General features: G+C 60.0%; 15 protein-coding genes. 6 read left to right on the top strand and 9 right to left on the bottom strand.

The features are described 5' to 3' along the window. Nucleotides 1-182 precede the first annotated feature (182 nt). Nucleotides 183-476, bottom strand: coding sequence for a hypothetical protein (locus CKW20_RS19750; protein WP_095054420.1), 294 nt, complete (start codon nt 474-476; stop codon nt 183-185). A gap of 404 nt (nt 477-880) precedes the next feature. On the opposite strand from CKW20_RS19750, the gene CKW20_RS19745 reads away from it, so the two are divergent. From CKW20_RS19745 to CKW20_RS19735, 3 genes are all read left to right on the top strand, one after another. After that, complete coding sequence (locus CKW20_RS19745; RefSeq protein ID WP_095054419.1) at nt 881-2,815, top strand: ATP-dependent DNA helicase RecQ; 1,935 nt, start codon at nt 881-883, stop codon at nt 2,813-2,815. Nucleotides 2,816-3,043: 228 nt separating this feature from the next. Then, nucleotides 3,044-4,270, top strand: a complete 1,227-nt coding sequence (locus CKW20_RS19740; protein ID WP_095054418.1) for a 3-hydroxyacyl-CoA dehydrogenase — start codon at nt 3,044-3,046, stop codon at nt 4,268-4,270. Between the two features lie 138 nt (nt 4,271-4,408). After that, entirely contained in the window at nt 4,409-4,828 is a 420-nt protein-coding gene (locus tag CKW20_RS19735) for a thioesterase family protein (protein WP_095054417.1), read from the top strand. A gap of 69 nt (nt 4,829-4,897) precedes the next feature. On the opposite strand, the gene CKW20_RS19730 is transcribed toward CKW20_RS19735, so the two are convergent. The 4 genes from CKW20_RS19730 to CKW20_RS19715 all read right to left on the bottom strand — a co-directional run bounded on the left by CKW20_RS19730 (nt 4,898) and on the right by CKW20_RS19715 (nt 10,170). Next, nucleotides 4,898-5,380: a glycine zipper domain-containing protein gene (locus tag CKW20_RS19730; protein ID WP_052962864.1), complete on the bottom strand. Its 483-nt coding sequence runs from the start codon at nt 5,378-5,380 to the stop codon at nt 4,898-4,900. Nucleotides 5,381-5,737: 357 nt separating this feature from the next. Further along, nucleotides 5,738-8,086, bottom strand: a complete 2,349-nt coding sequence (locus CKW20_RS19725; protein WP_095054416.1) for an FdhF/YdeP family oxidoreductase — start codon at nt 8,084-8,086, stop codon at nt 5,738-5,740. After that, nucleotides 8,083-8,922, bottom strand: a complete 840-nt coding sequence (gene fdhD, locus CKW20_RS19720; RefSeq protein ID WP_095054543.1) for a formate dehydrogenase accessory sulfurtransferase FdhD — start codon at nt 8,920-8,922, stop codon at nt 8,083-8,085. The genes CKW20_RS19725 and fdhD overlap by 4 nt, the downstream gene beginning before the upstream one ends. A 360-nt stretch (nt 8,923-9,282) precedes the next feature. Then, nucleotides 9,283-10,170 carry a LysR family transcriptional regulator gene (locus tag CKW20_RS19715; protein ID WP_095054415.1) on the bottom strand — a complete coding sequence of 296 codons (888 nt, stop codon included), beginning with the start codon at nt 10,168-10,170 and terminating at the stop codon, nt 9,283-9,285. Nucleotides 10,171-10,307: 137 nt separating this feature from the next. Here CKW20_RS19715 and lysM point away from each other — a divergent pair, with 137 nt between their 5' ends. Continuing rightward, nucleotides 10,308-10,748, top strand: coding sequence for a peptidoglycan-binding protein LysM (gene lysM / locus CKW20_RS19710; protein WP_095054414.1), 441 nt, complete (start codon nt 10,308-10,310; stop codon nt 10,746-10,748). 124 nt (nt 10,749-10,872) lie between these two features. On the opposite strand, the gene yrfG is transcribed toward lysM, so the two are convergent. Beyond that, entirely contained in the window at nt 10,873-11,535 is a 663-nt protein-coding gene (yrfG, locus tag CKW20_RS19705) for a GMP/IMP nucleotidase (protein ID WP_095054413.1), read from the bottom strand. A gap of 90 nt (nt 11,536-11,625) precedes the next feature. Between yrfG and nudE the strand changes: the two genes are divergently transcribed. Both nudE and cysQ read left to right on the top strand, forming a co-directional pair. Beyond that, nucleotides 11,626-12,192, top strand: coding sequence for an ADP compounds hydrolase NudE (gene nudE, locus CKW20_RS19700; protein ID WP_095054412.1), 567 nt, complete (start codon nt 11,626-11,628; stop codon nt 12,190-12,192). Then, nucleotides 12,189-13,022, top strand: coding sequence for a 3'(2'),5'-bisphosphate nucleotidase CysQ (cysQ, locus tag CKW20_RS19695; protein ID WP_095054411.1), 834 nt, complete (start codon nt 12,189-12,191; stop codon nt 13,020-13,022). Before nudE ends, cysQ begins: the two co-directional genes overlap by 4 nt. Before the next feature lie 104 nt (nt 13,023-13,126). Here the strand turns inward: cysQ and CKW20_RS19690 are convergent, their stop codons facing one another. The 3 genes from CKW20_RS19690 to CKW20_RS19680 are packed head-to-tail and all read right to left on the bottom strand — an operon-like array spanning nt 13,127 to nt 16,822. Then, nucleotides 13,127-13,582 (bottom strand): thioesterase domain-containing protein, encoded by a 456-nt coding sequence (locus CKW20_RS19690; protein WP_095054410.1) that lies wholly within the window; start codon nt 13,580-13,582, stop codon nt 13,127-13,129. 40 nt (nt 13,583-13,622) lie between these two features. Further along, on the bottom strand, nt 13,623-15,017 hold the full coding sequence (locus CKW20_RS19685; RefSeq protein ID WP_095054409.1) for a sigma-54 dependent transcriptional regulator: 1,395 nt from the start codon (nt 15,015-15,017) through the stop codon (nt 13,623-13,625). Next, the gene (locus CKW20_RS19680; protein WP_095054408.1) at nt 15,014-16,822 is read right to left on the bottom strand and encodes an ATP-binding protein; all 1,809 of its coding nucleotides are present in this window, start codon (nt 16,820-16,822) and stop codon (nt 15,014-15,016) included. The genes CKW20_RS19685 and CKW20_RS19680 overlap by 4 nt, the downstream gene beginning before the upstream one ends. Between the last annotated feature and the right edge of the window lie 40 nt (nt 16,823-16,862).

The raw sequence follows: 16,862 nt of genomic DNA, 5'->3' as shown, positions 1-16,862 counted from the left end.
GAGTCACCGGGCAGCGATAGACGACAAGGTGTCTTCGGTTGTAGGAACGGTATGAAGATTTGATAGGGCGTTGCCTACGGACTTGTTTCCAGCCGACATCTCCCTCTTTCGATTGTATTCAGACACCGCGTTTTCGTTCTTCGCGGGCAAGCCTCGCTCCTACAGGGGATCGTTGTCTGGGTTCAACCCGCTGTGGTTTTCGGCAAGCGTTGCCGGGCTATCTCGAGCAGTTCGTGACCATCCTGGGTCAGCAGGTACAGTGCGTTGACGATATTGGGAATGTCTTTCACGTCGGCCTGCTTGAAGCACAGGCAATAGAGCGTTTCGAGCAGGTCGCTGGCGGCGCGGATGCGTTGCTGGGCGGCGTTGAGAATCTCGTGAGGATTGGCTTCGGTGTCGATGACCAGCACGGGGGTATCGCTGTAGCTGGTTTTGAGCGGGCGATAGCGGTCAGTTAACGAGTGGCGCGTGTTCATCGAAGTCGGTCCTGTGGGAAATCGGGCAGTCTCGCTGGCGGGCCGACACAGTGTTTTCAGCCGCGTCGAAAACTATAGAGGTCGGCGGCGAGGCGTCGCAAGGTGGCGCAAATGGACAGGATTTGTAGGGGGTTTACCGGCGCTATCGCCCATTGCCTACATACATCCCGACTATTTTTTAAGCTATTCCCCTAGAGGTCGATATTCCTACAGGATTGTCAGGCTTAACGCATCAGGCCTCGGGATGGTGCGCGCCAGAATTTGTAGGACGTTTCGAAGCGTCTGAGTTGACTCGTGCCATCCGCGGTATCATCCCGTATCGTTTTTACCCCCGACCTTTTCTCGACTCGCTGCGTTCTCCGGCTAGGCTTTGGGCTTCGCAGCGGTCAACGGAGTGACAGCTTATGCACAACACCCTGGAACAGGTTTTCGGTTATCCACAGTTTCGACCCGGTCAGGAGGCGGCGGTCAGTGCTGTGTTGGCCGGGCGCTCGGCGGCGGCGATTTTCCCGACCGGTTCGGGCAAGTCCCTTTGCTATCAATTGCCGGCCTTATTGCTGCCGCACCTGACATTGGTTGTGTCGCCCTTGTTGGCGTTGATGCAGGATCAGTTAGCGTTTTTGCAGCGTCACGGCATTGCGGCGGGCAGTATCGATTCGGCCCAGAGCCGCGATGACGCCAGCGATGTGATGGCCCGGGCAAAGTCCGGCGAATTGAAGATTCTGATGATTTCCGTGGAGCGCTTGAAGAACGAGCGCTTCCGCCATTTTTTGCAGCAAGTGCCGATCTCTCTGCTGGTGGTAGACGAGGCTCACTGCATCTCTGAATGGGGGCATAACTTCCGCCCCGATTACCTCAAACTGCCGGACTACCAGCGTCAGTTCAATATCCCTCAGGCCCTGCTGCTGACCGCCACTGCAACACCCAAGGTAATCGCCGACATGGAGGCGAAATTCGCCATCGCCCCCGAGGATGTGGTGACCACCGGTTTCTACCGACCCAACCTCAATTTGCTGGTGGAACCGGTACGCGGCCAGGACAAGCGCCGACGTCTTGTCGAGTGGATGAGCCAGCGTCCCGGCCAGCCGAGTATCGTCTACGTGACCCTGCAGAAAACCGCCGAGCACATCGCCGAACATCTGGGGCGCAACGGCATACAGGCCGAGGCCTATCACGCCGGTTTGCCCCACGAACAACGGGAAGGGATTCAGAGGCGATTCATGGGCGGACAGTCCAATTGCATCGTCGCCACCATTGCCTTCGGCATGGGCATCGATAAAAGCGACATCCGCAACGTGGTGCATTTCGACCTGCCTAAATCCATCGAAAACTACAGCCAGGAAATCGGTCGCGCTGGCCGAGACGGGCAGCCTTCCGATTGCCTGGTGCTGGCCAACCGCGACAGCCTCAATGTGCTGGAAAACTTCGTTTACGGCGACACGCCGGAACGGGATGGCATTCGTTACGTGCTCGAGGAGTTGCAAGCCGCCGCACCCGAGGGACAATGGGAGTTTCTGTTGGGACCTTTGGCCGATCAGAGCAACATTCGCCAGTTACCGCTCAAGACCTTGCTGGTGCAATTGGAGCTGCGCGCAATAATCGCACCGCGTTATGCCTATTACGCTGAGTACCGCTTCAAGTATTTGCAGGAGCCCGAGGCGTTGCTTGCCCGTTTCGAAGGTGAGCGCAGGGACTTCGTCTCGGCGATCATCCAGACTTCCAGCCGTGCACGAACCTGGGCCACGGTGAATTTTGATGCGCTGTACGAGCAGCATCAGGCCGAGCGCAGTCGTGTGGTCAAGGCGCTGGATTACTTCCAGGAGAAGGGTTGGGTAGAGCTTGAAAGCAAGCAGATGACCGAGGTCTACAGCCTGCAGAAAGCAGACTTTGATGCCCAAACCCTGAGCGCTGAATTGCACGCCTGCTTCACCCAACACGAGCGCACCGAGATCGCGCGGATTCACGCCATGCTGGATCTGTTCGCCACCGACCGCTGCCTGGGCTATCGGCTGGCCGAGTACTTTGGCGACGAAAACGCGCCGCAGCGGTGCGGGCATTGTTCCGTGTGTCACGGCCACGTGGCACGGCTGCCAGAGCCACCGGAATTGCCGGCGCTTGTGGATAAAAATTTCGAGGCGCTGTGTGGTGATTTTATCCACAGGCACGAGCACCACACGGGGAGTGTTCCATCGGCGGAGCGCGTGACGCGGTTTCTGTGCGGGATCAGCGTGCCGCTATTTACCAAGCTCAAGGCGCGGGCGATTCCCGGGTTTGCGGCGTTGGAGGATTATCCGTATGGCGACGTGCGTGACTGGGCTCAAGCGCGTCTACCAAGTTGAAGCACCGTTAATGTAGGAGCGAGCTTGCTCGCGAAGGGGCCATCACATTCAACATTGATGTTGCCTGATACACCGTTTTCGCGAGCAAGCCCGCCCCCACACGGATATCGTTGTTTTTTAAAGCACATCCATCCGCTGAATGTCGCTCATCACAGGAATAAATTTCAAAAAAGCCCGGCGCCTGACTATGGTGAGGACTGTCTTTGGATCGCTAACAAGAGAACAACCATGAGCCAGACACCGTTCGATATTCAGCGCGCCGCCGTGATCGGCGCGGGCACCATGGGTCGTGGCATTGTCATGTGCCTGGCCAACGCCGGCGTTCCGGTGCAGTGGGTCGACAACAATCCGCAGATGCTTGAGCAGGCGCTGACCAGCGTGGCTGACACTTACGCCCACAACGTGCGCCAGGGACGGATCGATCAGTCCGAGGCGGATGCGCGCGTTGCACGGGTGTCGGCGGCAGCCGATTACGCGGCGATCCATGATGTCGATCTGGTCATCGAAGCGGTCTACGAAAACCTCGAGTTGAAGCAGAAAATCTTTCGCGAACTCGACGGCTTGCTCAAGCCTGAAGCGATTCTGGCCAGCAATACCTCGGCACTGGACATCGACGCCATCGCCGCTGCAACTCGCCGTCCGCAGCAGGTGCTGGGCCTGCATTTCTTCAGCCCGGCGCACATCATGAAATTGCTGGAGATTGTGCGCGGCGCCCAGACGGAACCGGCGGTGCTTGATGCGGCGCTGGAGTTGGGCAAGCGCATGGGCAAGGTCAGCGTGGTCTCGGGCAACTGCCACGGTTTCATCGGCAACCGCATGCTGCATCCGTATGTGCTCGAAGCGCGCAAGATGCTACTGGAGGGTGCTTTGCCTTATCAGGTGGATGCGGCACTCCAAGGTTTTGGTTTTGCCATGGGGCCGTTCCGCATGTATGACGTGGTCGGCATCGACCTGGAGTGGCGCGCTCGGGAACTGGCTGGCAAGGGCCAGGATGCGCCGGAGATTCAGGTGGACAACCGCCTGTGCGAGCTCGGGCGTTTTGGTCAGAAGAGTGGCGATGGGTATTATCACTACGAACCGGGCAGTCGCCAGGCTGAGCACGATCTGGAAGTCGATGCGCTGGTGCTGAAAGTCAGCGAAGGGTTGGGGTTCCAGCGTCGCGAGATTGGCCCTGAAGAGGTTCTAGAGCGTTGTTTGCTGGCGCTGGTCAACGAAGGGGCGAAGATTCTTCAGGAAGGTATTGCGACGTCGGCGCACGACATCGACTTGGTGTATCTCAATGGTTATGGCTTCCCGGCGGACAAGGGAGGGCCGATGGCCTGGGCGGATCAGCAAGGTTTGGCGGATATTCATCTGCGGTTGTTGCAGCTTGAGACCAAGCAGGGCGATCACTGGGCGCCGGCGCGGTTGATCGGTGAGTTGGCGGCAGAGGGGCGAGGGTTTGCTGACATGTGATTTTATACTGATCGTTTCTACGCTCTGCGTGGGAACGCCTCCATGGACGCTCTGCGTCCGCTCCTGAATGTGACGCAGAGCGTCACGGACTGCATTCCCACGCAGAGCGTGGGAACGATCATGAAAGGACCCGCTCCGATGCCCCAACGCTCCGACTACCCGCACTTCCAGCCCATCACCACCCGCTGGCATGACAATGACGCCTACGGTCACGTCAACAATGTCACCTACTACAGTTTCTTCGACACGGCGGTGAACACCTACCTGATCGAAGTCGGCGGGCTGGATATCCATGACGGCGAGGTGGTGGGTTTTGTGGTGAGTTCCGCCTGCGACTACTTTGCCTCCATCGCTTTCCCGGACCGGATCGAGATTGGCCTGCGGGTCGGCAAGTTGGGCAACAGTTCGGTGCAATACGAACTGGCGGTGTTCAAGGCGGATGAAGAGGAAGCCTGTGCGGCGGGGCGCTTCGTGCATGTGTTCGTGGATAGGGCATCGAATCAACCGGTGGCGATTCCTGCCGGATTGCGCGGTGCATTGGAGCGGCTAGCGCTTTGAGGGGCAAAAAAAATCGCAGCCCGAGGGCTGCGATTTTTTTATCTACCGGTCAACGAGGCGATTCAAGCCTCAGTCGCGATAGCGATGTTTATGCTTGCGATGGCCATAGGCATGGCCACGACCTGGATGGCCGTCACGGTAGTAGCGACGATCGTCACGGTCACGATAGGAACGACGATCATCGTCGCGATCACTCTCTCTGCCCATGTAGTTACCCAACGCGCCACCGGCGCCGCCGCCTGCTGCGGAGCCGATCAGGCTGCCGGTGGTGCCGCCCATGCTGCGGCCGACAACGTTGCCGCCTGCTGCGCCCAGCGCACCACCAATGGCGGCTTCGCCACGGCTGCGTTTGTCTGCGCCGACTGCGCTACCACCCGCGCCGCCCAGGGCTGCGCCAATGGTTGAACCTGTACTGCCGCCTAACGATTGACCGACGACCGAGCCAAGAACCCCGCCCAATGCGCCGCCCACACCCGCTTCGGTGGTGCCGCCTGCAGAAGCGAAGCCACTGACCAGGCCAAGGGACAACAAGAGAATCGAGGAGAACTTCATAGAGGAACCTCAAGGGGATGACGGCGCGATCCTGAGGCTGTGTTGTGGTTGTGACAATCGAAATCCGACGAATAACACGACTTGAACACAATTCTATAAGTTACTGTTTTTTGGGCGGAACTTAAGTGTTTTTCGCCGGTCTTTAACTAATTCGCAAAGGCCGTTTTTATATAAAAACGGCCTTTTTTTGTGGGCGATTGGAAAGTGTTCGAAGGGGTCGATACATGTGTTGCCAAGTCGAATGTCTTCGCGGGCAAGCCTCGCTCCTACAGATTTGCGTCATACGCATATTCTGAGAACGAAACACAATCTGTAGGAGCGAGGCTTGCCCGCGAAGAGGCCATACCTACTGCCGCGTTAAGCCGACTTCGCCATAATCAACCCAGTCTCACTCGCCGCCTCCAACCGAATCGCCACAAACTTCGACGTCGGCGTATGACTGCCATCCCCGGTACTTTCCAGCGGCACCAACGGGTTCACTTCCGGATAGTAAGCGGCCGCTTGCCCGGCAGGAATATCAAACGCCAGCAGCGTGAAACCCTTCACCCGACGCTCACGGCCATCATCCCAGATCGAAACAATGTCAGCCTTCTGTCCCGGTTTGAAGCCCAGGCGAATGATGTCGGCTTCATTGACGAACAATACATTCCGCTGACCTTTCACCCCGCGATAACGGTCATCAAGACCATAAATCGTGGTGTTGTACTGATCGTGGGAACGCATCGACTGCATGATCAGGTCCGGCAGCACGCCGGTGGCGCGGGTGCGTTCGTGCACCAGGTCTTTGGGCAGCCTGTTCGCCCGGAAGTTGGCCCGACCCGATGGAGTATTCCAGCGACGTGCGCCGGCGCTGTTACCCAGATGGAAACCACCCGGGTTCTGAATCTTTTCGTTGAAGTCCCGGAAGCCCGGAATGGTCTCGGCGATCAGGTCGCGGATGCGGCTGTAATCGGCCACCAGCCAGTTCCAGTCCACCGGTTTGCTGCCCAGGGTTGCGGCGGCGATACCGGCGATGATCGCAGGCTCCGAGCGCATCTGGTTCGACAGCGGCTGTAATTGACCGTTGGAGGCATGGACCATGCTGAACGAGTCTTCCACGGTCACCGCTTGGGCGCCTTCAGTCTGGATATCGATGTCGGTACGGCCCAGGCACGGCAGGATCAGCGCATCTTTGCCGTGGGCCAAATGGCTGCGGTTGAGCTTGGTGCTGATCTGCACGGTCAGGTCGCAATTGGCCAGGGCCTGGAAGGTGCGCGTGCTGTCCGGGGTGGCTTGGGCGAAGTTACCGCCCAGGCCGATGAAGACTTTCGAGCGGCCGTCGGCCATGGCATGAATCGCCTCGACCACGTTGTGGCCGTTTTCACGCGGCACCTTGAACTGGAAGCGCCGCTCAAGGGCATCGAGAAACGCCACCGGTGGACGTTCGTTGATGCCCATCGTCCGGTCGCCCTGCACGTTACTGTGGCCACGCACCGGGCACAGACCGGCACCCGGCCGACCGATGTTGCCGCGCAGCAGCATCAGGTTGGCGATTTCCTGGATGGTCGGCACCGAATGACGATGCTGGGTGATGCCCATGGCCCAGCACATGATCACGTTCTTGCCTTTGGCGTACATACGCGCGGCTTGCTCGATCTCCACCAGCGTCAGGCCGGACTGTTCGACGATCTGTTCCCATGGGGTGTCGTCGATGACGCCCATGTATTCCAGCACGTTGACGACATGTTCATTCAGGAAGTCGTGATCGAACACCGCCGGGGCGCCGGTCTTCTGCGCATCGCGTTCCCATTGCAGCAGGAACTTCGCCATGCCACGCAGCACCGCCATGTCGCCGCCCAATGCAGGACGGAAGTAGGCGGTGTTGGTCGGCTTGTCGCCGTTGGTGAGCATTTCCAGCGGATGCTGCGGGTGCTGGAAGCGTTCCAGTCCGCGTTCTTTCAGCGGGTTGACGCACACTACCTGAGCACCGCGTTTCACTGCTTCGCGCAGGGGTTCGAGCATCCGTGGGTGATTGGTGCCGGGGTTCTGCCCCCAGACGAAAATCGCATCGGCGTGTTCGAAATCATCGAAGGTCACGGTGCCTTTGCCAACGCCGATACTTTGCGCCATGGCCACACCGCTGGCCTCGTGGCACATGTTCGAGCAGTCGGGAAAGTTGTTGGTGCCGTAGGCGCGCACGAACAGCTGATAGAGGTACGCCGCTTCGTTGCTGGCGCGACCCGAGGTGTAGAACTCGGCTTGGTCCGGGCTCGACAGGCCTTGCAAATGTTTACCAATCAGCGCGAAGGCGTCTTCCCAGCTGATGGGTTTGTAGCGATCGGTCTCGGCGTCGTAGCTCATCGGTTCGGTCAATCGGCCCTGATACTCGAGCCAGTAGTCGCTCTGCTCCAGCAGCGAGCTGACGCTGTGTTTGGCGAAGAACGCGCCGTCGACACGACGTTTGGTCGCTTCCCAGTTCACCGCTTTGGCGCCGTTCTCGCAGAACATCACCATGCCCTTTTCCGGAGAATCGCCCCAGGCGCAACCGGGGCAGTCGAAGCCGCCGTTCTGGTTGGTCTTGAGCATGATGCGGAGGTTTTTCAGCGCGTTATCGCTGGTCAACCAGGCCTGGGCGACGCTGATCAGCGCGCCCCAGCCACCGGCTGGGCCTTTGTAGGGCTTGTAGCGGGGGACGGGTTTCTGGTCGGCTTGACGATGTTGGCTCACGCTTGATTCTCTCTAGCAGGGCTGTAAACCCGTGGCGCATTTTTCTGCGGCAGGTGGATGAGGTTGAGGTTGTGTCGACGGGCCCATTGCACGGCAAGGCTCGTGGGCGACGACAGGCTGACCAGGGTCTGGATGCCGGCGCGTAAAACTTTCTGGATCAATTCAAGGCTGCAACGGCTGGTGACAATCGCCAGGCCGCCAGTGGTCGGGATCTTCTGGCGGATCAACCCGCCGATCAGCTTGTCGAGAGCGTTGTGCCGACCAATGTCTTCGCGGCCCAGCAGCAATTCGCCGTTTCCATTCATGAACACCGCCGCATGCACCGCACCGCAATGCTGACCCAGAGGCTGGAATTCGCCGATGCGATGGCGCAATCCATCCAGCCATTCGGCCGGGGGCAGTGGGGCGCCTGGCAGTACTTTGAGGTCGGGCAGTGCTTGCTCCACGGCTTCCACGCCGCAGAGCCCACAACCGCTGGTGCCGGCCAGTTGCCGACGCTGCTGCTTGAGGTTCCAGAAGGCGCGGTTGGCGATAGTCACTTGCGCATATTGCGCCGACCCCGTGCCGCTGAGTTGCAAGTCGTAGATATCTGAAGCGTCTTCGATGATGCCGCTGCCGAGGCTGAAGCCGACGATGAAGTCTTCAAGGTCCGTCGGCGTCACCAACATGACCGCCTGGCTGATGCCGTTGTAGGCGATTGCCAACGCAACTTCCTCGGCCAGCGCGGTGCTGGCCGATTCGGTGTATTCAAGGTTGCAGTAACTGTAGGTCTGGCTTGCGGCGGTCGCGGGCGTTTCAACAGCAGGCGCCGCGCGGGCAGGGCGCTTGGCGTTCATGGGCATCACCAACGGTTTGGTCAGCTTAGGGGGCGTTCTCAATTGGTTTCCCCGCCGCGCCGGGTCTGCTGTTGTGCAGGGGAAGGCGCGAGAAGCGTGGTTTGGTCATTCCAAATAAGCTTCGAGCAACGCAGCCCTGCACAACAGCAGGCCCGGCCCTTCGGGTTGTGCCTTAAAGCGGGCCAGGCTGCGTTGCAGGCCTTGGAAAGGGAACAACCATTCCCAGCGGCCTGCGCCTTGCCTGGCCCGCTTTAAGGCGACAACGCGGCGGGGAAACTAATTGAGAACGCCCCCTAAGACTAGGCGCGTCAACTTGTCGCGTCTAATCGCTATTACTGATCCACCGATAGATGAGGTCGATCAAGAGGCTGTCAGTGATTGCTGATAGATCGCGAAACAGGCTTCTGCGAGCGCCGAACGTGGAGCGCTGCGACGCATGATCAGCCCTAGCCGGGCGAGGGTCTGGGCGTTTTCGATGGGTTGCAGGCGCAAGTGATCGGTGAGGTTTTCGAGGCCACCGTTCAGCGGCATCACGGCGCAACACAGACCGCCGTGTACCGCTTGTAACAATTGGTGGACTGCATCGGTTTGCAGCAACGGTTGAGGGGCCAAGCCACGGCTGTGGAAATTATGGTCGATGGACTGGCGAAAATGCATGCCGCTGGTGAGCATGCCCAATGGCAGTTCAATCAACGATTCCCAGCTTAACGGCGCCTCGCCGAAGCTGAAGAAACGCTGATCGTAAAGCAGGCCCATGCTGGTTTCGCTGAAGGCCAGGGAATCGAAACGCTCACCGTCCAGGCGTTCCAGGTAGGAGACGCCGATATCGAGACGGTTATTCGCCAATTGTTCAAGGATCTGTTCGGAGCTTAGCGCCGAGAGTTCGAAGCGCAGGTTCGGGTGTTCTGTGTGCAGGCGTTGCATCAGTGGTACCGGGTCGAAACTCGACAGTGGCACCACGCCCAGACGCAACGTGCCCACGAGGTTGCCGCGACAGGCTGCTGCTTCGGCCTGCAAACCGTCGTAGGCCGCCAGCACCGTCCGCGCCCATGCCAGCACGCGCTCGCCCGGCGCAGTGAAACCTTCGAAGCGCTGGCCGCGGTTGACCAACGGCAGTTCAAGCTCTTCTTCGAGGCTGCGCAGGCGCATGGACAGGGTCGGCTGGGTAATGTGACAACGCGCGGCGGCCTGGCCGAAGTGCCGGGTTTCGTCGAGTGCGATGAGGAATTTGAGCTGCTTGATGTCCATCTTCGCTCCAGGGCGCGGGCAAGGTTTGCGATTCTACCGCCTGCGCGGGGTTGGGTCATTGGTCGGCCGGGAACCGGGCTTCGCAAGGCTGGTCTAGTCTTTGGCGTCTGGAACCTAAACCCCAAGGAGCGTGCATCATGAGTATTTTTAGCTTTGTGAAAGAAGCAGGCGAAAAACTTATCGATCTGCTGACACCTGGCAATGCCAATGCCAGCGAGCAGTTGAAGGAACACATCAGCAAGGTCGGCCTGGGTAATCCGAATGTTCAGGCGACCATCGAGGGCGACAAAGTCATCGTCACCGGTGAAGTGGCGAGTCAGGAAGAAAAGGAAAAGATTCTGCTGGCCGTGGGCAATATCCAAGGTGTCGGCAGTGTTGATGACCAGATTACTGTGACTGGGCCGGTGGCGAAGGCCGCGCGTTTCGTTACGGTGAAAAAGGGCGACACCCTCAGCGCGATTTCCAAGGCCGAATACGGCGACGCGAACAAGTACAACAAAATCTTCGAGGCCAACAAACCAATGCTTTCGCACCCGGACAAGATCTATCCGGGGCAGGTGTTGCGGATTCCTGAGTAAGGTTCGAGACCGTGTGATGGCCTTCGCGGGCAAGCCTCGCTCCTACAGGTCCTGGTCGTTCGCGGAACATGCGCCGACCAGGACCTGTAGGAGCGAGGCTTGCCCGCGAAGCAGACGACTCGGTCTAAAGCCCGGCAATCAATTCCCGATAATCCCCCACCGCCGCAAACTCGGCCGTGTCCTTCGGCCCTTTGCGACTGTCCGGCTCGCTCACGGCCAGCAGATGCGCCACGCCAAAATGGCGCGCACTGCGCAGGATTGGTAACGTGTCGTCGATAAACAGACTGCGCGTCGGGTCGAAGCCGATGTCGGCCTGCAAGGCATCCCAGAACTGCGGGCTTTCCTTGGGAAAACCGTAATCATGAGAGCTGATCAGTCGCTCGAAATACGGCGCCAGTTCAATTCGTTCCAGCTTCAATGACAGCGAGTCGCGGTGGGCGTTGGTGATCAGTACCACGCGTTTGCCGGCCCGTTTGATCGCCGCCAGAAAAGTGTCCGCATCCGGACGCAGGGCGATCAAGTGCGCGGTTTCCAGTTTCAGCTCGCGCACCGACAGCTTCAGCTCGGCGCTCCAGAAATCCAGGCAGTACCACTGCAACTGGCCGGCATTGCGTTCGAACAACGGCTGCAATTCCAGCTCCGCCATGGCCCGGCTCACCCCATGCAGCTCGGCATAACGCTGGGGCAGATGTTCCATCCAGAAATGGTTGTCGTAGTGCAGGTCCAGCAGCGTGCCGTCCATATCCAGTAAAACGGTATCGATGTCGCGCCAGGGCAGCAGGGACATAAAAAACTTCTCCAGCGGTAAAAAAGATATCCGGGATAAACAATCAGGATAGGCCGGGTATAGTAACGCGTTCACGCCAAGGAGCTTCCCATGCGCCAGAAACCCACCGTACTCGCCCGCGAGATTGTCGCTACCAGCCGTTTGTTCTGTGTCGAAGAGCTGAAATTGCGCTTTTCCAATGGCGTGGAACGCACTTACGAGCGTCTGGTCAGCAAAGGCACCGGGCATGGCGCAGTGATGATCGTGGCGATGCTCGATGCGGAGCACGCCGTATTGGTGGAGGAATACTGCGGCGGCACCGATGCATACGAATTGTCCCTGCCCAAAGGCTTGATCGAGCCGGGCGAAGATGTGTTGGCGGCGGCCGAGCGGGAGCTCATGGAGGAGGCCGGGTATGGTGCGCGGCAGCTGGAATATCTGACCGAATTGTCGTTGTCGCCCGGCTATATGAGCCAAAGAATCCAGGTGGTGCTGGCCTCCGATTTGTACGAAGAACGCCTGGAGGGCGACGAGCCCGAGCCGATGCGGGTCGACAAGGTCAACCTGCGTGAATTGTCGGCCTTGGCGCTGAACCCGCAATTCACAGAGGGCCGGGCCTTGGCGGCGCTGTACCTGGTCCGTGATTTGCTGACTCAGCGTGGGGTGTTCCTGCCATGAAGTTGAATTTCCCCCATCCGCTGATGGCGCCGGTCGTTGAACTGGCTTTGAAGGCTGGCGAGGTGATCTTGCCGTTCTGGCGCGTCAATGTTGCCGTCACTGCAAAGTCCGATGATTCCCCGGTCACCGCCGCCGACATGGCCGCTCATCATCTGATTCTGGCCGGGCTGACGGCGCTGGATCCGAGCATTCCGGTGTTGTCCGAAGAGGACGCCAATATCCCTCAGAGCGTGCGTGCCGCCTGGCAGCGCTGGTGGCTGGTCGATCCGTTGGACGGGACCAAGGAGTTCATCTCCGGCAGCGAAGAGTTCACCGTCAACATTGCGCTGATCGAGCAGGGACGTGTGGTGTTTGGCGTGGTGTCGATGCCGACCAATGGGCGCTTTTATGTTGGTGGTGCCGGGTTGGGTGCCTGGCGCGGCGATAAAGGTGTCGAGCCGTTGCCAATTCAGGTTCGCGAGGTTCCGGCTGCGAGTGAAGCGTTCACGGTGGTCGCCAGTCGTCGGCATACGAGCCCTGAGCAGGAGCGGTTACTTGCGGGGTTGAGTGACAGCCTGGGTGAGCTGCAACTGGCGAATATCGGCAGCTCGCTGAAATTTTGCCTGCTGGCGGAAGGGGCGGCGGATTGCTATCCGCGGTTGGCGCCGACTTCGCAGTGGGACACGGCGGCTGCGCAAGGTGTGCTGGAAGGTGCGGGTGGTGAGGTGATGGATTTGAGCGGTGAGCCGTTCTGTTATCCGGCGCGGGAGTCGTTGCTGAATGAGTTCTTCCTGGCGCTGCCGGCTAAGGCTGCGTGGCGGGAGAAGTTGTTGGCTTTGGCCCGCAACTAAGATCGTTCCCATGCTCCGCGTGGGAATGCCTCAAGGGACGCTCCGCGTCCAGTGACGCGGAGCGTCACGGGCTGCATTCCCACGCAGAGCGAGGGAACGATCAGTCATCGGTGAAGGACGTACTGCCCGGTAAACTTCACCGCATCCTCATCACTCCCGGTATTCACGATCCGGGAATGCAGCGTCAACCGGGCTCGTCCATATCGCTCATACATCGCCAGAAACTTCTTCCAGACCGCCGCACTCGGTGCCTGGCAAATCGCCGTTGCATCCATGGTGACCGGCAGCGGGTAGCTGATCTGCCCTTCCTGAATCACGATGTGCCCGTCTTCGATGCCTTCTTCGCGCAAACGCAAATGCAACCAGCCCCAGCCGGCCAGCACCGCGCCGCAATACAGGCTGCCGCCGAACATGGTGCTCTTGTGATTGACGTTGGCTTCCAGTGGCAGATGCAGGCGCAGTTGTTGGTCGTGCCAGTCGAGCACTTTGAGGCCCATGTCCCGCGTGAGGGGAATGTCGGAATGGAGGATCGATTCCAGGTGACGACTGTCGCGGTTCATTCACGGGCCTTTTGTTTGAAGAGGATGATTTTACGGTAGCTCAATCGAGGTCGTCGGTGGGGTTGCTGGCGCCACTGTCGCCGAAGTTCAGGCCATGCTTGCGCAGTTTGTCATGCAAGGTTTTGCGCGGAATGCCGAGCGCTTCGGCGAGGCTGCGCACGGAGCTGTGCGAGCGCGTCAGTTCGGCGGCAATCAGGCTCTTCTCGAAGTTCTCCACTTGCTCGCTCAGACCGCCGCTGACCACTTCAACCGTACTGCCAACGCCGCCATCCGGTGCACTGTTGTCCAGTGCCAGTTCCAGGCCCAAGGCAAAACGCTCGGCGGCATTCTGCAGTTCCCGCACATTACCTGGCCAGGTGTGGCGCAGTAGCAGCGCCCGGTGCCCCGGCTGCAATTCGTGGGGTGGTAAACCGTGGCGGGCGCTGGCTTCATCGGCGAAATGCTGGAATAGCATCAGCACATCTTCGCTCCGCTCGCGCAATGGCGGAATGCGTAACGGCGCGACATTCAGGCGGTAATACAAGTCGGCACGGAAGCGCCCCTGATCGGCGGATTGACGCAGGTCTTCCTTGGTCGCGGCGATGATGCGAATGTCCAGCGGGATCAGTTGGTTGCCACCCAAGCGCTCGACAATCCGCTCTTGCAGCAAGCGCAGCAATTTCACCTGCACGTCCAGGCTCATGCTTTCGATTTCATCGAGGAACAACGTGCCGCCATTGGCAAATTCGAACTTGCCGATACGGCGCTTCTGCGCGCCGGTAAACGCACCGGGTTCGTGACCGAACAGCTCGCTTTCCACCACCGACTCGGCCAGGGCTCCGGCGTTGATCGCCACGAACGGGCCGTTACGCCGACTCGACAAATCGTGCAGCGCGCGGGCGACCACTTCTTTACCCGCACCGGTTTCGCCGAGGATCAGCACGTCCGCCTTGGTCGCCGCCAGAGCCCCGATCTGCTCGCGCAGGCGCAGCATCGGAGCTGATTGCCCGACCAGTCGAGCGCTCAGTTCGTTGCGATCGCTCAGGGCCAGGCGCAGGCTGCGGTTGTCCAGCACCAATCGGCGCAGGTCCAGGGCACGACGCACGCTGTCGAGCAGGGCGTCGCTGGCGAAAGGCTTTTCCAGAAAGTCATAAGCCCCGGCGCGCATGGCTTGTACGGCCAGTGGCACATCGCCGTGGCCGGTGATCAGCAACACCGGTAGCTCCCGATCCTGGGCGTGGAGTTCAGTCAACAGTTCAAGGCCGTCCATGCCCGGCATGCGGATGTCACTGACCACCACGCCGGGCCAGTCGCGTTCCAGTTGCCCGGCCAGGCCTTTGGCTTCAGCCAGCGGCAGAATCTTCAGGCCGGCCAGGTCCAGGGTCTGGCTCAGGGCCTGGCGCAGGTGGGGATCGTCGTCGATCAACACGACCTGAATGCGGTTGTCGATGGTCATGCACTTCGGTCCTCGGACGGTTGCAGGCTCACGCCCGGTGCGCCTGCGCGCAGTTTCAGGGTAATCAGGGCGCCACCTTCCTTGTGGTTGGAGAACGACAGTTCACCACCGAAGGCGCGCATCAAGGTGTCGCAGATCGCCAGCCCCAACCCAAGCCCCTGAGTGCGGGTCTTGGTGGTGTAGAAAGGCTCGCCGGCACGACCCAGCGCTTCCATGCAGAACCCGGGGCCATTGTCGCGAATGTACAGATTGACGCCGTCGGCGGTGGACTCGGCACTCAACCAGAGTTTACGCGGCGGGCCTTTTTCCGTCAGGGCATCGAGGGCATTGGCCAGCAGATTACCGAGTACCTGGCGCAGACGGGTTTCACCGGCCTCGACCCACAGGGTAGCGGCCGGCAGGTCACGGATCAGCTCGACTTCCATGCTGCGCCGACGCTTGGCCAATAACGCCAGCGCATCGTCCAGTGCCGGTTGCAGTGCCACGCTTTCCGGGGCGTGGCGATCACGTCGGGCGAAGGCGCGCAGGTGGGCGATGATCGACGCCATGCGCCCGGTCAATTCGCTGATCAGCTTGAGATTGCCGCGGGCATCTTCGGTGCGCTGATGATCGAGCAGTATTTCGGCGTTTTCCGCATAGCTGCGGATCGCCGCCAGCGGTTGGTTGAGTTCATGGCTGATGCTCGCCGACATCGTCCCCAGCGCCGAGAGCTTGCCGGCCTGTACCAGGTCATCCTGAGCGCGCACCAGTTCCTGCTGAGCGTGTTCGCGCTCCAGCACTTCCTGCTTCAGTCGACGGTTGAGGCCTTCGAGGTCGCTGGTCCGTTCGGCGACCCGGCCTTCCAATTCCTGGCGGGCCTTGCCTTCGAAGGCGATCCGCTCCAGGTAATGGCGTCGGCGTTGCATCATCAGGCCGAGCAGCAACATCAATACCAACAGCGTTGCGCCGCCGATGGCCACGACCGTGCGTACCGGGCGGTCGATCAGGGTACGCGGCGCAAGGATACTGACGCTCCAGCCGGTTTCTTCGATCTGCCGGGTTTGGGTCAGCCAGGCGTTGGCGTCGAGATTCAACGGCTTGGGATCGCGGGTCGGGTAGGGTTGAATGGCGGTGATGGCCTCGCGCTCTGCGTCGCTCAATGGGCGCGTCGAGCGGAAACGCCACTCGGGCCTCGACGTGAGGATGACCACGCCATTGTGGTCGGTGACCAGCAGTTGTTCCGGGGTTTTGCCCCAGAGGCTTTCGGTGTGGTCGAGGTCAACCTTGATGACCAGCACACCAATGATTTTTTCGCGATCACGTATTGCCGCCGCAAAGAAGTAACCGCGTTTGGCCGAGGTGGTGCCCAGGCCGAAGAAACGCCCCAGACGTCCGGCCATGGCTTCACTGAAATAAGGACGGAAAGCGAAATTGCGGCCGACGAAGCTGTCGTGTTTGTCCCAATTGGAAGCCGCCAGTGTCTTGCCGGTGGTGTCCATCAGGTACATGACTTCGGCGCCGGTCTGGGCGCTGATGTTTTTCAGCAGGCGATTGGCATTGCCTTGAACCACACCCTCATCGGGAGCAGACAATGTCGCACGTAGCGCGGGCAACTCGCCGAGAATCTGCGGCAACACTTCATACCGGTGCAGGGTGCCCAGCAGGTTGGCGACGTAGAGGTCGAGGGTCTGACGGTTTTGCCCAGCCAGTTCGCTGCGGTAATAGCGCTCGGCCAGATGCTCCAGCGGCCACAGCAAGGGCGCCAGGCACAGCGCTAAAAGCGCCAGGCTGCGCCAGCGGGGTCTGCGAGGGAGAGTCGGTGTCATGAGCATCAAGCGCCTGGGGGGACAGATGCATTATGCCTAG

The sequence above is a fragment of the Pseudomonas sp. Irchel s3b2 genome, assembly GCF_900187445.1.
In the GTDB taxonomy this organism is placed as follows: domain Bacteria; phylum Pseudomonadota; class Gammaproteobacteria; order Pseudomonadales; family Pseudomonadaceae; genus Aquipseudomonas.
The sequence above is the reverse complement of the archived record's forward strand: the minus strand, read 5'-3'. Positions and strand labels throughout refer to the sequence as shown.

Coding starts and splice junctions, on each gene's coding strand:
- fdhD (WP_095054543.1), bottom strand. CDS start 8,922: ATGAACGCCAAGCGCCCTGCCCGCGCGGCGCCTGCTGTTGAAACGCCC.
- CKW20_RS19685 (WP_095054409.1), bottom strand. CDS start 15,017: ATGACCATCGACAACCGCATTCAGGTCGTGTTGATCGACGACGATCCC.
- CKW20_RS19690 (WP_095054410.1), bottom strand. CDS start 13,582: ATGAACCGCGACAGTCGTCACCTGGAATCGATCCTCCATTCCGACATT.
- CKW20_RS19680 (WP_095054408.1), bottom strand. CDS start 16,822: ATGACACCGACTCTCCCTCGCAGACCCCGCTGGCGCAGCCTGGCGCTT.
- CKW20_RS19715 (WP_095054415.1), bottom strand. CDS start 10,170: ATGGACATCAAGCAGCTCAAATTCCTCATCGCACTCGACGAAACCCGG.
- CKW20_RS19735 (WP_095054417.1), top strand. CDS start 4,409: ATGCCCCAACGCTCCGACTACCCGCACTTCCAGCCCATCACCACCCGC.
- yrfG (WP_095054413.1), bottom strand. CDS start 11,535: ATGTCCCTGCTGCCCTGGCGCGACATCGATACCGTTTTACTGGATATG.
- CKW20_RS19730 (WP_052962864.1), bottom strand. CDS start 5,380: ATGAAGTTCTCCTCGATTCTCTTGTTGTCCCTTGGCCTGGTCAGTGGC.
- CKW20_RS19750 (WP_095054420.1), bottom strand. CDS start 476: ATGAACACGCGCCACTCGTTAACTGACCGCTATCGCCCGCTCAAAACC.
- CKW20_RS19745 (WP_095054419.1), top strand. CDS start 881: ATGCACAACACCCTGGAACAGGTTTTCGGTTATCCACAGTTTCGACCC.
- CKW20_RS19740 (WP_095054418.1), top strand. CDS start 3,044: ATGAGCCAGACACCGTTCGATATTCAGCGCGCCGCCGTGATCGGCGCG.
- cysQ (WP_095054411.1), top strand. CDS start 12,189: ATGAAGTTGAATTTCCCCCATCCGCTGATGGCGCCGGTCGTTGAACTG.
- lysM (WP_095054414.1), top strand. CDS start 10,308: ATGAGTATTTTTAGCTTTGTGAAAGAAGCAGGCGAAAAACTTATCGAT.
- nudE (WP_095054412.1), top strand. CDS start 11,626: ATGCGCCAGAAACCCACCGTACTCGCCCGCGAGATTGTCGCTACCAGC.